The organism is Oceanobacillus sp. B139/18, assembly GCF_055524595.1.
In genome coordinates, this window is record NZ_JBVFXI010000001.1 from 338,653 (window position 1) to 353,727 (window position 15,075).

Genomic DNA, 15,075 nt, shown 5'->3' on the forward strand with positions numbered 1-15,075 from the left:
AAGGAAGTAGAATTTTGTCCGGGTTTTTCAGCCTCAATTAAGTAGGAAGGGAAGGATATGGATTGAATTATCTTTTTGATCGGCTGGATTTTATTCATCTCAGCCGGTGCCGTTATGCTACACGTACTTTTATACGCAAGTGGGTACGAACAGATCCTGAACTAAAAAAGATTTATCAGCTGTCCCCGTACGAATTGTCACAAATTATTCGAATTCCTCATCAAAAAGCACAAACCCTCTTGAAAGACCTTCATAATCCGCAATTAAAAAAGAAGATATTGGAAGAATCTAGAGATTTTCATATCATCACAATAGTTGACGAATATTATCCCTCTATGTTAAATACAATTAAAGATGCACCCCTCGTTTTATATGGTTCAGGAAATCTGGATCTTTTAGCAAAGCAGCCGATGCTCAGCGTTATCGGTACAAGAAATCCGTCAAATGAGGCCTTTGGAAAGCTATTTATGGCGATTGCGCCTCTTATTGATGCGAAATGGGTGATTGTCAGTGGAATGGCAAGAGGTGTTGACAGTATGGCACATCGGCTGACACTGAAACGGCAGGGAAATACGATTGCTGTTTTAGGCGGCGGCTTTCGATCCATTTACCCAAGAGAGCATTTGCCGCTTTATCAAAAGATTGTAAAGCAAGGACTGGCTTTATCTGAATACCCGCCAGACGCACCGCCTCAAAAATATCATTTCCCGGAAAGAAATCGAATTATAAGTGGCTTGACAATGGGAACCTTAGTGATAGAAGCAATGAAGAAGAGCGGTACGATGATTACGGTGAATCAAGCCCTTGACCAAGGAAGAGATGTGTTCGCTGTACCGGGCAATCCGCTTTTGGAACAATGTGCCGGGTGTAATCGAATTATTCAGGATGGTGCAAAATTAATTCAATCTGCTGAAGATATTTACACAGAATGGAATTATAGTTTTCGATTATTCAATAAATAGTGTTTGACAAAAACGTATTCTATCTATAGTATTAGGAAAGATTTCTATTCGTAAATTGTCAACCTCATTATGGGAGGAACGTACATGTCAGATTATCTCGTTATCGTTGAGTCGCCAGCGAAAGCAAAGACGATTGAACGGTATTTAGGAAAAAAATATACAGTAAAAGCTTCCATGGGGCATCTTCGCGATTTGCCAAAAAGTCAAATGGGAGTAGACGTTGAGGAAAATTATAAATTAAAGTATATTACTATTCGCGGAAAAGGGGATATACTTAAAGATTTAAGAAAATCAGCAAAAAAAGCCAAAAAAATCTATCTCGCAGCCGATCCGGATCGCGAGGGAGAAGCAATTGCATGGCATTTAGCTCATGTTTTAAATGTGGATGAAAATTCAAAATGCCGGGTTGTTTTTAACGAAATTACTAAGGATGCCATTAAAGAATCCTTTAAGAATCCCCGGGCGATAGATTTAGACTTGGTTGATGCGCAACAGGCCCGCCGCGTTCTCGATCGTTTAGTAGGCTATAATATCAGTCCTATACTATGGAAGAAAGTGAAAAAAGGATTGAGTGCCGGACGAGTACAGTCTGTTGCTTTAAAAATGATTATTGATAGAGAAAAAGAAATTGAGAATTTCCAGCCGGAAGAATACTGGTCTATCGACGGATTATTTGCAAAAGGAAACGAAACATTTGAAGGCGCCTTTTATGGTGTCGATGGTAAAAAAACAAAGCTTAAAACAAAAGATGATGTGGAAGAGGTTAAAAAGAAGCTGGACGGAAAAGAGTTCACCATTCAAAGTGTGAAAAAAAGAGAAAGAAAACGAAATCCAGCACATCCATTTACTACTTCATCCCTTCAACAGGAAGCAGCAAGAAAACTTAACTTCCGTGCAAAGAAAACGATGATGATTGCCCAGCAATTATATGAAGGTATTGATTTAGGGCGTTCTTCAGGCGGGATTACTGGATTAATTACGTATATGCGTACAGATTCCACACGAATCTCAGATGGGGCGAAGGAAGAAGTAAAAGGCTACATCAAAGAGAACTATGGCGAAACGTATCTTGGCAAGCAAAGCCCTGTTAAAAATAAAAGCGGCGCGCAAGATGCCCATGAAGCCATTCGCCCGACTTCCACTTTACGGGACCCTAAGGCATTAAAAAATATTTTATCAAGAGATCAGCTGCGTTTGTACAAACTGATCTGGGAACGCTTTGTTGCCAGTCAAATGGCGCCTGCTGTAATGGATACGATGACTGTCCACCTGTTAAACAATGGGGTGGAGTTTCGTGCAACCGGTTCAAAGATAAAATTCAAAGGGTTTATGAAAGTTTATGTGGAAGGCAACGATGACAATAAAAAACAGGAAGATAAAATATTGCCGGAGCTGGAAGAGGGAATGAAAGTTGAATCGAAAGAAGTGAAGCCGAATCAACATTTCACCCAGCCGCCTCCACGGTATACTGATGCAAGACTGGTTAAAACAATGGAAGAAATGGGCATTGGCCGGCCGTCTACTTATGCACCAACGCTGGATACGATTCAGCGCAGAGGCTACGTATCCATGGATAATAAGCGGTTTGTGCCAACGGAGCTTGGAACCATCGTCTGCGAGCTTGTAGAAGAGTTTTTCCCTGAAGTCATTGATGCAGAATTCACTGCCAAAATGGAAACAGACTTAGACTCTGTTGAGGAAGGGAAAACAGCCTGGATACAAATTATTGACGATTTCTACCAGGACTTCAGCAAACGGCTTGAAAAAGCAGATGCTGAGATGGAAAAGGTAGAAATACGTGATGAGCCTGCCGGAATTACCTGTGAAGAATGCGGACACGAAATGGTATATAAAATGGGCCGCTATGGGAAGTTTCTAGCTTGCTCCAATTTCCCTGAATGCAGAAATACAAAACCGATTTTAAAGAAAATTGGTGTCACTTGTCCGAAATGTCAAGAGGGGGATGTTGTAGAAAGGAAATCAAAGAAAAAAAGAACTTTCTATGGCTGTGACCAATTTCCGGAATGTGATTTTGTATCATGGGATAAACCGATTGCCAGAACGTGTCCAAAATGTGACTCCATGCTGGTTGAAAAGAAAAGTAAAAAAGAAACGCAAGTTCAATGCTCTAATTGTGAATATAAGGAAGTTGCACAGAAGTAGCTGATATCATCAGCTGCTTCTGTTCTGCTGTGTGTGAAGAAATGTAAAATAAATAATAAAAAGAGATGCATCGTGTTAGTTAGAAACGTTGAATTAGACGTATAATAATCGTTAAAGTTGACTAAAATTATAATTGTTATTAAAATCTATTTGGTAAGGCATTTCCCTTTACAGAAGCTGTTCAACTATTTAGCAGGAAGACCCCAAGCTATTGGAGCAGTTATTTATCGTTTTGTGGATACACTTATAGAATGGAAATAAACAGGATCTTCAGATACTCCTAACCACCCTTTCGTTGTTTTTTCACTTCATCGAATATTCATAACTCTAAGCACCTTTCTGAATTTTATTACAATTTAGTTAAATTCATTGCAATCTCAGAAGGAGTGTGCTATGCTTTATCCGTTATACGATGATGAGGTGACTTCTTTGTGAATTTAAAAACATACATGGACCAGTTTATAGAGTATTTACAAATTGAAAAAAATGCCTCACCGTATACCATTCAATTTTATCGGACTGATTTAGAAACATTCGAAGCTTTTATGCAAAGAGAAGAAGTATATGATTTAAAAGATGTAACCTACCGGGAAGTCCGGATATTTCTTACAGAGTTATATAACAATGCGTTAAGCAAAAGGTCTGTCTCCAGAAAAATATCTTCACTGAGAAGCTTTTACCGTTTTTTGGAACGGGAGAAGCTGATTGTGGGGAATCCGTTTACGCAGCTTTCACTCCCTAAGTCAGAAAAACCTGTCCCAGGCTTTTTGTATGAAGAGGAGTTGGAGAAGCTTTTTTGTGTGAGTGATTTGACGACAAATTTAGGGCAGCGCAATCAAGCGCTGCTGGAGGTTCTGTATGGAACCGGAATCCGCGTCAGCGAGTGTCAGCAATTGCGCTTGCAGGATATTGATTTTTCGATTGGAACTATTTTTGTAAAAGGGAAAGGGCGGAAAGAACGTTATGTCCCCTTTGGCAGTTTCGCGGAAGCGGCTTTAGAAAAGTATCTGTTCCACGGAAGGAAAAAATTACTGAATAAATCAAATAACAAAACAGAGAATGTATTTCTAAATGCAAGAGGAAATCCGATAACCACAAGAGGCATTCGTACTGTGTTAAATAAAATAGTAGAAAAAGCTTCTATAAATATTCAAGTGCATCCTCATAAGCTCAGGCATACTTTTGCAACGCATATGTTGAATGAGGGAGCTGATTTAAGGTCTGTGCAGGAACTATTAGGACATGAAAGTTTATCCTCTACCCAAATATATACGCACGTTTCAAAAGAGCATTTGAAGAAGGCTTATATGAAAAGCCATCCGCGCGCAAATGATAAAAAATAAGTGAGGTGGATATATGGACTCCCAAATGCATGCTACAACCATATTTGCGGTGCAGCATAATGGAAAATGTGCCATGAGCGGTGACGGCCAGGTGACACTTGGCAATGCCGTCATTATGAAGCAAACCGCAAAAAAAGTGAGAACTTTGTATAATGGAGAAGTTCTGGCTGGGTTTGCCGGATCTGTGGCAGATGCCTTCACATTATTTGAGAAATTTGAAGGTAAGCTACAAGCATTTAATGGCAATTTGACAAGAGCTGCTGTCGAATTAGCAAAAGAATGGCGTTCTGATAAAGTTCTCAGAAAGCTCGAAGCTATGCTGATAGTCATGAATAAAGAAAATATGTACCTTGTATCCGGCACAGGAGAAGTTATTGAGCCGGACGACGGGATACTTGCTATTGGTTCTGGAGGCAACTATGCGTTAAGCGCCGGCAGAGCATTGCTTCAAAAAGCACCGCAGTTATCTGCTGCTGAGATTGCGCAAACTGCGTTAGAAATTGCAGGAGATATTTGTGTGTTTACGAATGATCAGATTACGTTAGAAGTACTGGAATAATCGTTTCTTTCTTTTTGAATGAACGCTTTTAATGAAGTCTTGACAAAGGAGGATGCTTTTGATGACGGTGGATTTAACGCCAAAGCAAATAGTGAATCAATTAGACAGATATATTATAGGGCAAAAGCAAGCGAAAAAATCGGTGGCAGTAGCTCTGAGAAATCGCTATAGGCGAATGAAGCTTGATGAAGAATTTCAAGATGAGGTCGTGCCCAAAAATATTTTAATGATTGGTCCGACTGGTGTAGGTAAAACAGAAATTGCCAGACGGCTTGCAAAGCTGGTCGGTGCACCGTTTGTTAAAGTAGAAGCTACAAAATTCACAGAAGTTGGTTATGTCGGCAGAGACGTGGAATCAATGGTTCGTGATTTAGTGGAAAAAGCTGTACGAATGGTGAAAGAAGAAAAGATGGAAGATGTCATGGAGCGGGCGGAGCAGGAAGCAAATCAAAAACTTGTTAAACTGCTTGTACCACAGACAAAAACTAAAAACTCCGTGAAAAACCCTTTTGAAATGTTGTTTCAAGGCTCTGATTCAGATGAAGATCAAGAAGATGATGCTTCGAATGAAGAATCAGAGATAAGGACCAAAAGAAAACGAACAGCTCATCAGCTGGCATTAGGTGAGTTAGAAGACCATTATGTTTCTATTGAAGTAGAAGAAATTCCGCCTTCAATGTTTGACATGCTGCAAGGTTCGGGAATGGAACAAATGGGGATGAACATGCAGGATGCTTTTGGTCAGTTCATGCCCAAAAAGAAGAAGAAAAGGAAACTAACCGTTTCTGAGGCAAGAAAAGTGTTGACCCAGCAAGAGGCGCAAAAGCTTGTCGATATGGATGAGGTCACTCAAGAAGCGATTAACCGCTCTGAACGAACAGGTATCATTTTCATTGACGAAATTGATAAAGTAGCAGGCAAACAAGAAGGCTCTGCAAATGTTTCCAGAGAAGGTGTACAAAGGGATATTCTGCCGATTGTGGAAGGATCAACGATTGTCACCAAGCATGGAACCTTGAAGACGGATCATATCCTATTTATCGCTGCAGGAGCTTTTCATATGTCGAAACCTTCTGATTTGATTCCTGAGCTGCAAGGCAGGTTTCCAATTCGCGTAGAGTTGGAGAAGCTTACAATCAATGAATTTAAGCAAATTTTAACAGAGCCTTCCAATGCCTTATTAAAACAATATAAGCAAATGCTAGAAACAGAAGGTATAAAACTTAAATTTACGGACGAAGCTATAGAGAGACTTGCGCAAATTGCTTATGATGTGAACCAGGAGACCGACAACATTGGGGCTCGCAGATTACACACAATCTTGGAAAAATTATTAGAGGACCTATCCTATGAAGCTCCTGATATTTCAATGACAGAAGTTGAAATTACAAAAGGGTATGTTAATGATAAGCTTTCGACAATTGCTCAAAACAAGGATCTCAGTCAATTTATATTATAATTTAAAATACCAAAATGGAGGAATATCAAATGGATTTATTAACGAGAGCAAGAAAAATTAATGCAATGTTACAAACAGCAACAGGAAAGTCAGTGAATTTCAATGAAATGTCAGCATCATTGCGTGATGTGATTCGCGGGAATGTATATATTGTCAGCAGACGCGGAAAATTATTAGGTGTCGCAGTGAACCAAGAGGTTGAAAATGACCGTATGAAATCTATGCTTGAAGAAAAACAATTTCCTGTAGAATATACAGAAGGATTACAAGAAATCCGTGAAACAACTGCAAACTTGGATATTGAAAACAAACACACAGTATTCCCTGTAGAAAATAAAGAGTTATTCAAAGACGGCTATACGACTATTGTTCCAATTATCGGCGGAGGAGAACGCTTAGGAACGTTAATCATCGGCCGTGTGAACGAAACATTTAATGATGATGATTTATTGTTGGCTGAATACGGTGCAACGGTAGTAGGCATGGAGATTCTTCATGAAAAAACGGAAGAAATTGAAATGGAAGCTCGAAGCAAAGCTGTTGTACAAATGGCAATCAGCTCTCTGTCTTACAGTGAACTGGAAGCAATCGATCATATTTTTGAAGAGTTAAATGGAAAAGAAGGCTTATTAGTAGCAAGTAAAATTGCTGACCGTGTAGGAATTACCCGTTCTGTTATTGTTAACGCACTTCGCAAGCTGGAAAGTGCAGGAGTTATCGAATCTCGTTCTCTAGGTATGAAAGGAACGTATATTAAAGTATTAAATGATAAATTCTTAGTAGAATTAGAAAAAATCCGTACACGCTAAAAAGTAAATAAACTTAAAAATGCTGTGAGGGAAATATTTCTTCACAGTTTTTTTATGTGCGAATAAGGAAGGATATTGCGTTTTATAACATATTTTCTGTCGGTGACTAACTAAAGTCCCGATTTTTTATGTTCAGTAATAATAGCAACGGAAAGTCTGCGGTTCTAGCAGGCTAATTTTATTTTGGCGACTTTTTGAACAAGAACGATTAGTAAATTATATTTAATAAATATTTTTAATGAGTATATTGAATTCCTTTATTTTAAAAGGTAGAATGGAAATAAGGTCCAATGACCTGTTTTTCTATGTATATTTGGTTATGGAGAATGTATTATAGAATTTGCAGCTGATACAAAGCTTGCGAGGGCATTTGTGGAAAACAACAAATAAAAATCATTTATAGGGCCTTTTGGTCTAGTAAAAATGAATGATTTTTTAATTTGTCAATAATAATGTAGAAATTGCATAGACTTTGTCTATCACTTAATTTAAAATTAATTCGTATAAACAATGTAATTTATGGGTGTTTATGAAAAAAAAGAGGTGTAAAGAATAAAATGGATTTATTTAGCGGCACGATTGGTAACTTAGAAAATTCGATACAGTACGCTTCTGCAAAAAATAATGTTATTTCTAATAATATTTCAAATGCTGATACACCAAATTATAAAGCTGATAAAGTAAGTTTTAAATCCGCTTTAGAAAATGAGATGTCTGGACTTCAAGCTAGAACAACCAATGAACGTCATTTGAACTTTGGTGAAGAAGAGAACCGTCCGTACCGTATTGTGAAGGACGCGTCAACTACATATAATCACAATGGGAATAATGTCGATATTGATAGAGAAATGTCAGAACTGGCTAAAAATCAAATTTATTACAATAGCCTTATCGATCGTATGAATGGAAAATTCAGCAGCTTACAATCTGTCATTCGAGGAGGTAATTAAAATTGTCTATCTTTCAATCAATGGATGCCAGCGCAAGCGGTTTGACCTCACAGAGATTACGTATGGATCTGGTGTCCTCTAACTTGGCAAATGCACAGACAACCAGAGCAACCCAAAATGCTGATGGAGAGTTTGAACCGTATCGCCGGAAAATGGCAACATTTGGCACAGGGCAGCCTTCCTTTAAGCAGATGTTAAAGCATGCAGAAGGAAATAATGCCTCTGGCGGCGGTGTGCGTGCAACTGGAATAGTAGAGGATCAGACACCGTTTGAACTTGTATATAATCCGGAGCACCCCGATGCAAATGAAGACGGCTATGTAGAAATGCCCAATGTAGACCCGTTAAAAGAAATGGTTGATTTAATGAGTGCTTCCCGCTCCTATGAAGCAAATGTAACTGCTTTTAATGCGAGTAAGGGAATGCTTATGAAAACATTAGAAATTGGACAATAAAAAGGTAAAGGTGGTAGAACAAAATGAATACGATTGGAACTTATCTCCCTCCAGTAAACCCGGTTGAAGAAGGGCAATCTTCGCGGTTAACTCCAAGTCAAGCACAAAGTAATTTCTCTTCCATGTTAAAAAATGCTATAGAGGATTTAAATCATATTCAATTAGAATCTGATAATAAAACGAATGGATTAGCAAATGGCAGTGTGGAGAATCTGCATGATGTGATGATAACTGCTCAAAAAGCAAGCGTCACACTGGAAACAGGTGTCCAAGTACAGAGTAAAGTAATCGATGCCTACAATGAGATTATGCGGATGCAGGTATAATGATAATAATTAAGCTGAAAATGTTTGTTCAAAAAAGTACAAACAAAGAATCAGCTTACGGCTTGGATAGGGTGATGCATTATATCCGAAAAATATTCCAATGCAGGAATTACATGATGCAGCTGCTCTTAACATAGAAAGTTTTTATGATAAGTTATTTTAATTGGACTTTTTGAACAATCTTAAGTGTACAGAGAATAGTTTTGAATTTAGTGAGGGTAGTGTATATGAAAGAGAAATTACAAAAATGGAGAGAATCCACTTTTACTTTTTGGAAATCCAGATCGAAGGGGCAAAAAGGGACGATGATCGGCGGAGCAGTATTAATCGTTTTGTTAATTGCTGCGGTAACTTTTTTTAGTTCCAATTCAAACTATGTTCCTTTGTATAATAATTTGTCCATGCAGGAAGCCGGCCAAATTACAACGGAGTTAGATACCAGAACAGTGCCATATGAGCTTGAAAATGGCGGAACTACCATTCTGGTGCCTGAGGAGCAGGTTGATTCGTTATTATTAGAATTTGCTTCTATGGGGCTTCCAAACAGCGGGAGTATAGATTATTCTTTTTTTAGTGAAAATGCCTCATGGGGTATTACGGAGAATGAATTCAGTGTCATGAAACTAGATGCGATGCAAACAGAGCTCGGGAATTTAATTTCAGGAATTGAAGGTATACAAGATGCAAATGTCATGATAAACATGCCTGAACAGCCTGTGTTTGCCGATGAAGCAACAGGAGAAGCCAGTGTTGCTATTATGTTACATACACAGCCGGGATATCAATTTGAGGGAAATCAAGTAGACGGTCTATATCATCTGGTGTCAAAGGCAATCCCTAATTTAGATGCAGAAGATATTATTATTATGAATCAGTACTTTGAATATTATGACCAGGAAACGCAATTAGCCGGCGGTCAGGATACATACTCAAATCAGCAAACCATTAAAAAAGATGTAGAACGTGATATTCAGCGCAGGCTGCAGCAAATGCTCGGAACAATGGTAGGAAATGAAAATATTGTTGTTTCCGTTACGGCAGATATTGATTTTTCACAAGAAAACCGTACAGAAGAATTAGTGGAGCCTGTTGATCTTGAAGCAATGGAAGGAATACCGGTCAGTCTGGAGACGATTCAAGAATCTTACACTGGTCAAGGAGCCCCGGATGGCGTTGCAGGAGCCGGGGAAGAAGATGTTGCGAACTTTCCTGCTGAAGAAGGGGACAATGACGGGGACTATGAATTAGATAGAGAAACAATCAATTATGAATTTAACCGTATCCGCCGTGAGATAGTGGAAAGCCCTTATCAAATCAGAGACCTTGGCATACAGGTGGCAGTTAACAGCACAAGACAAGGAGAAGATGGAGAAATAGAATTTTTAAACCAGCAGGAACAGACAGATGTGGAAGAAGGTGTGGAATCCATTTTGAATTCCATCATAGAAACATCGGTTGACGGAGATTTACAGGATATGGAGGAAGAAGCTGAACCGAATACCTCGATTGTGTTTCAGGAATTCAGCACTTCAGTCGGGGAGCAGGAAGAACCGTCAGGAGCAGGAATCCCTATATGGCTTTATATTGTTGGCGGAATTTTACTAATTGTCATCATTATTTTACTCTTTATGCTCAGAAGGAACCGTACAGAGGAAGAATGGCTGGAAGAGGAAATTGAGGAAGAGCAGCCGTTAGCTTCTGTAGCAGATAATGAAGAACCAATTATTCCTGAACTTCCTAGAGAAGATACAGAAGAAGTTATCAGGAGAAAACAATTGGAGAAAATTGCAAACGAAAAACCAGAAGAATTTGCGAAATTATTACGCAGCTGGATGAATGAGGATTAGGAGGTTTTATTTATGGCAAGAAAAAATACACTGACAGGCAGACAAAAAGCAGCCATTCTTTTAATCTCATTAGGTCCGGATGTATCAGCACAAGTGTATAAGTATCTATCAGAGGAAGAAATTGAAAAGCTGAGCTTAGATATTTCCTCTGTTAAAAAGGTAGATTCTAATTTAAAAGAAGATATATTAAATCAGTTCCATCAAATTGCTGTGGCACAAGACTATATCTCTCAGGGAGGGATTGGATATGCTAAAACGGTGTTGGAAAAAGCATTCGGGAAGCAGGAGGCATCCAGTATTATTAATCGCCTGACTTCTTCCTTGCAGGTGAGACCGTTTGATTTTGCGAGAAAAGCAGACCCGCAGCAGGTTTTGAATTATATTCAGGGAGAGCATCCGCAAACTATTGCACTGATCCTCTCTTATCTGGATGCGGAACAGAGCGGTCAAATCCTTTCTGCACTGCCCAAAAATGTACAGGCGGAGGTGGCCAGCAGAATTGCTACGATGGACTCCACCTCTCCAGAGATTATCAGTCAAATAGAGCAGGTGCTGGAGAAAAATATATCTTCATCCATGACAGAAGATTATACACAGACGGGCGGTATCCAAACGGTGGTAGAAGTACTGAATGGAGTCGATCGTTCTACAGAAAGAACGATATTAGAAGCTCTGGAGTCACAGGACCCGGATTTGGCGGAAGAGATCAAGAAAAGAATGTTTGTATTTGAAGATATTGTTACATTGGATAACCGGGCGATTCAGCGTGTTATCAGAGAAGTTGACAATGATGACCTGCGATTATCTCTCAAAGTAGCAAGCAATGAAGTGAAGGACATTGTGTTCCAAAATATGTCTGAACGGATGGTGACCACCTTTAAAGAGGAAATGGAATTTATGGGGCCGGTGCGTCTAAAAGATGTGGAAGAGGCACAAACAAGAATTGTCAATGTGATACGCGGGCTGGAAGAAAAAGGAGAAATTGTTGTGGCACGAGGCGGAGGAGACGATATTATTGTCTGATGTAAAAAAACAAATATCGATTAAACCAATTGAGTCTATTGTTACACGAGCCAAAGCTCCTCAAGATGACGCAAAAGAAGTACACCAGCAATTAACGGAGGCGATTTCCTGCCAAAAACAGGAATTAGCTTCCATTGAAGAAAAGCAGAAAAAGCGGGTAGAAGAAGCGGATAACCAGATAGAGGAAGCACGGAAAAAATGGGAAACAGAAAAGCAAGAGCTAATAGAGCTTGCCCGGAAACAAGGATTCCACAAGGGTTATGAGGATGGAAAACAAGAAGCTTATACACAGTTTGAATACAAACTGCAGGAGGCAAATCATATCGTTGATATAGCGAAAGAGGACTATCATCAAACATTGGAAAAGCAATCAGAAAGTATTGTAGAAATAGCCATGGCGACAGCGAATAAAGTTTTACATAATGAGCTGAAGGAGCAGCCGGATTATATTAGAACATTAATAAAGGATGCACTTGATGAAGTGAAATCTCAGCCAATTATTAGCATTGTTATCCACCCGGATTATTATGAGGAGGTTCATTCCTATCAGGAAGAACTGCAGCGCATAATCGGGGATGAAACGAAACTTTCTATCCACGCTGATATGAACATTCAGCCGACAGACTGTATTATCCAATACCCGCACGGTCAGATAGAAACAAGTGTGAATACACAGCTTGAAAAAATCCGGGAAGCATTAATGGATTATGTCATGGAGGATGCCGAATGAATAAAGAGGCCTTGATTTCAGTCATAGAGAAGACCATTCCATATAAACGGTATGGGAAAGTGATTCGTGTTGTAGGTTTGATGATTGAATCGGAAGGACCTGCAGCAAACATCGGCGAGGTTTGTTACATTCATACGAGCTCTGATAAGGGAGAGCCTATTTTAGCAGAAGTGGTAGGGTTTCAAAATGAAAAAATCATTTTAATGCCTTATCGGGAAGTAAACGAAGTGGGTTCAGGCTGTTTAGTAGAAGCCACTGGAAATCCATTAAACGTAAAAGTTGGCCGGAGCTTGATAGGACATGTGCTGGATCCGTTGGGAAAACCACTTTTAGACGGCGAAGCACTGCCTAAAGGCTTAACAGGATATCAGACGGAGAGAAAGCCGCCGAATCCTCTTTCCAGGCCGACAATCAGGCAGCCGCTACAGGTTGGCGTCCGGGCAATTGATGGTTTTTTATCAATGGGAATAGGACAGCGTGTCGGTTTGTTTGCCGGGAGCGGAGTAGGAAAAAGTACATTGCTGGGAATGATTGCAAGGAATAGCAATGCGGATGTGAACATTATTGCTCTTATCGGTGAACGAGGAAGAGAGGTCCGGGAATTTATTGAGCATGATTTAGGAGAAGAAGGACTGAAAAAATCCATTATTGTTGCAGCAACCTCTGATCAGCCTGCACTTATGCGGATTCGCGGGGCATATACAGCAACGGCAATCAGTGAATACTTCAGAGAACAGGGATTTAATGTGAATTTAATGATGGATTCTGTCACCCGTGTTGCAATGGCACAAAGGGAAATTGGTTTGGCTGTTGGAGAGCCGCCAACGACAAAGGGGTATACTCCGAGTGTGTTCTCAATCTTACCCAAGCTTTTAGAGCGGGCTGGGACAGATGAAAATGGTTCGATTACGGGTTTTTATACCGTGCTCGTTGACGGCGATGATATGAACGAGCCAATTGCTGATGCAGTAAGAGGAATATTGGATGGCCATATTGTTCTGGATCGGAAAATCGCAGAAAGAGGCCAGTATCCTGCAATCAATGTGTTGAAGTCAATCAGTAGGGTCATGAATGTGATTACAACAGATGAGCATCAGCAAATTGCTACAAAATTAAGGACGCTTCTCGCTGTCTACGAAGAAAATAACGAATTAATCTCTATCGGCGCATATAAAAAAGGAACAAACCCTGAAGTGGACTTAGCTGTGGCATCATATCCAAATATTGTTTCTTTTTTAAAACAAGGGGTCTATGAACAAGTTAGTTTTGAAGAAACCGTACAGATGATGAAAAACCTGGTTCAATAAAGGAGTTGTTTTAAATGGCTAAGATATCCAGTTTAGCTAAAATACGGGATTTGCATGATAATGAGAAGCAAGTAGCTCAGCGGGCTTATGCGGAATCCCAAGAAACATTTGAGAAAATTGCCAGAGAATTATACAGCTTATTGAAGAAAAAAGAAATTGCAGAAAGTACCTTTGAAAATGCGATTCAAGCATCTACATCTATTGAAAAAATAAAAGAACAGTCTGCTTATATAGAAAAATTGACCAATCAAATTCAAACGGTGCAGCTGCTAGTACAGAGAGCAAGAAATGACATGAATTCTAAGCAAACGAAATTATCGGAAGCTTATATTGAGTATAAAAAATACGATAAGATGATTGATTTAAAAAAAGAGGAAGCTAAAGCCGTATTAAAAAAGCAGGAAGCTGCGTTTATGGATGAAATGTCCATGCAACAATATCTGAGACAAAATCAAAGGTGAAAATAATGAAAAATAAAAATAAAAAACAAAGTGAAACGGAACCGGAAGTTAAGAAGTCTCCAGGTATCTTTATGAAGCTGTTTTTAATAGCTATGCCACTTTTTATCCTGGCTGTTATTGTCGTCTTTGTTTTACATATTGCCGGATTTAATACATTAGATTGGCTGAAGGAACGAGGTCAATCCATTCCGGTTGTCGGAGAAATGTTCACAGACGAATCAAATGAAGAAATAAGTGAATTGAATGATTTACAGGCATTGCAAAATCAATTGGAAAGCAGAAATGAAATCATCAATAATAAAGATGAACAAATCCAAGAGCTTGAAGAAACAATTGCTGATTTAGAAAGCGAGATTAGCAGTTTGGAAGAAGAACAGGAAGAAAACGAAAATAACGAGGATACAGAACAAAGCGATGAGCAGCAAGGCGGGGAGCAGGCGCAAGCTGAGGCTGGTGCCGTTTCAGAAAAAAGTTCGATGACAAGAACATTGGAAGGTATGAAGAGTAAGGAAGCAGCTGCTATTCTAGAAAACCTGGAAGCTGATTTAGCCGTAACTATTTTAGAAGAAATGTCTACTGGGGACCGCGGTGATATATTACAGCAAATGAATGTGGAAGCGGCGACGACCTATACGCAAATGTTAATGGAGTAACAATATAAGAAACTTGAAAGGAGGTGAA

At 39.3% G+C, this 15,075-nt stretch carries 15 protein-coding genes; all 15 read left to right on the forward strand.

What is annotated here, in order from left to right; translation table 11 throughout:
- Window positions 1-62 precede the first annotated feature (62 nt).
- The 15 genes from dprA (at window position 63) to ACZSMY_RS01665 (ending at window position 15,047) form a co-directional block, all read left to right on the forward strand.
- Window positions 63-962 (forward strand): DNA-processing protein DprA, encoded by a 900-nt coding sequence (gene dprA / locus ACZSMY_RS01595; protein ID WP_042535050.1) that lies wholly within the window; start codon window positions 63-65, stop codon window positions 960-962.
- 84 nt (window positions 963-1,046) lie between these two features.
- Complete coding sequence (topA, locus tag ACZSMY_RS01600; protein ID WP_193064960.1) at window positions 1,047-3,125, forward strand: type I DNA topoisomerase; 2,079 nt, start codon at window positions 1,047-1,049, stop codon at window positions 3,123-3,125.
- 449 nt (window positions 3,126-3,574) lie between these two features.
- Entirely contained in the window at window positions 3,575-4,468 is an 894-nt protein-coding gene (gene xerC, locus ACZSMY_RS01605; protein ID WP_193064983.1) for a tyrosine recombinase XerC, read from the forward strand.
- Between the two features lie 13 nt (window positions 4,469-4,481).
- A complete protein-coding gene (gene hslV, locus ACZSMY_RS01610; RefSeq protein WP_042535046.1) occupies window positions 4,482-5,027 on the forward strand; it encodes an ATP-dependent protease subunit HslV in 546 nt (181 codons plus the stop codon).
- A 61-nt stretch (window positions 5,028-5,088) separates the two neighbouring features.
- Window positions 5,089-6,486: an HslU--HslV peptidase ATPase subunit gene (gene hslU / locus ACZSMY_RS01615; RefSeq protein WP_042535044.1), complete on the forward strand. Its 1,398-nt coding sequence runs from the start codon at window positions 5,089-5,091 to the stop codon at window positions 6,484-6,486.
- 29 nt (window positions 6,487-6,515) lie between these two features.
- On the forward strand, window positions 6,516-7,295 hold the full coding sequence (gene codY, locus ACZSMY_RS01620) for a GTP-sensing pleiotropic transcriptional regulator CodY (protein ID WP_042535043.1): 780 nt from the start codon (window positions 6,516-6,518) through the stop codon (window positions 7,293-7,295).
- A gap of 557 nt (window positions 7,296-7,852) precedes the next feature.
- On the forward strand, window positions 7,853-8,245 hold the full coding sequence (gene flgB / locus ACZSMY_RS01625; RefSeq protein ID WP_042535041.1) for a flagellar basal body rod protein FlgB: 393 nt from the start codon (window positions 7,853-7,855) through the stop codon (window positions 8,243-8,245).
- Between the two features lie 2 nt (window positions 8,246-8,247).
- A complete protein-coding gene (gene flgC, locus ACZSMY_RS01630) occupies window positions 8,248-8,700 on the forward strand; it encodes a flagellar basal body rod protein FlgC (protein ID WP_042535039.1) in 453 nt (150 codons plus the stop codon).
- Window positions 8,701-8,723: 23 nt separating this feature from the next.
- Complete coding sequence (fliE, locus tag ACZSMY_RS01635) at window positions 8,724-9,026, forward strand: flagellar hook-basal body complex protein FliE (protein WP_042535038.1); 303 nt, start codon at window positions 8,724-8,726, stop codon at window positions 9,024-9,026.
- A gap of 227 nt (window positions 9,027-9,253) precedes the next feature.
- Window positions 9,254-10,873, forward strand: coding sequence for a flagellar basal-body MS-ring/collar protein FliF (gene fliF, locus ACZSMY_RS01640; protein ID WP_256704846.1), 1,620 nt, complete (start codon window positions 9,254-9,256; stop codon window positions 10,871-10,873).
- 12 nt (window positions 10,874-10,885) lie between these two features.
- Window positions 10,886-11,896 carry a flagellar motor switch protein FliG gene (fliG, locus tag ACZSMY_RS01645; protein WP_042535034.1) on the forward strand — a complete coding sequence of 337 codons (1,011 nt, stop codon included), beginning with the start codon at window positions 10,886-10,888 and terminating at the stop codon, window positions 11,894-11,896.
- Window positions 11,889-12,626, forward strand: coding sequence for a flagellar assembly protein FliH (fliH, locus tag ACZSMY_RS01650; RefSeq protein ID WP_465147424.1), 738 nt, complete (start codon window positions 11,889-11,891; stop codon window positions 12,624-12,626). Before fliG ends, fliH begins: the two co-directional genes overlap by 8 nt.
- The gene (gene fliI, locus ACZSMY_RS01655; RefSeq protein WP_212928507.1) at window positions 12,623-13,933 is read left to right on the forward strand and encodes a flagellar protein export ATPase FliI; all 1,311 of its coding nucleotides are present in this window, start codon (window positions 12,623-12,625) and stop codon (window positions 13,931-13,933) included. Before fliH ends, fliI begins: the two co-directional genes overlap by 4 nt.
- Window positions 13,934-13,947: 14 nt before the next feature.
- Entirely contained in the window at window positions 13,948-14,394 is a 447-nt protein-coding gene (gene fliJ, locus ACZSMY_RS01660) for a flagellar export protein FliJ (protein ID WP_465147425.1), read from the forward strand.
- Window positions 14,395-14,399: 5 nt separating this feature from the next.
- Window positions 14,400-15,047, forward strand: coding sequence for a magnesium transporter MgtE N-terminal domain-containing protein (locus ACZSMY_RS01665; RefSeq protein ID WP_042535028.1), 648 nt, complete (start codon window positions 14,400-14,402; stop codon window positions 15,045-15,047).
- The last annotated feature ends 28 nt before the right edge of the window (window positions 15,048-15,075 follow it).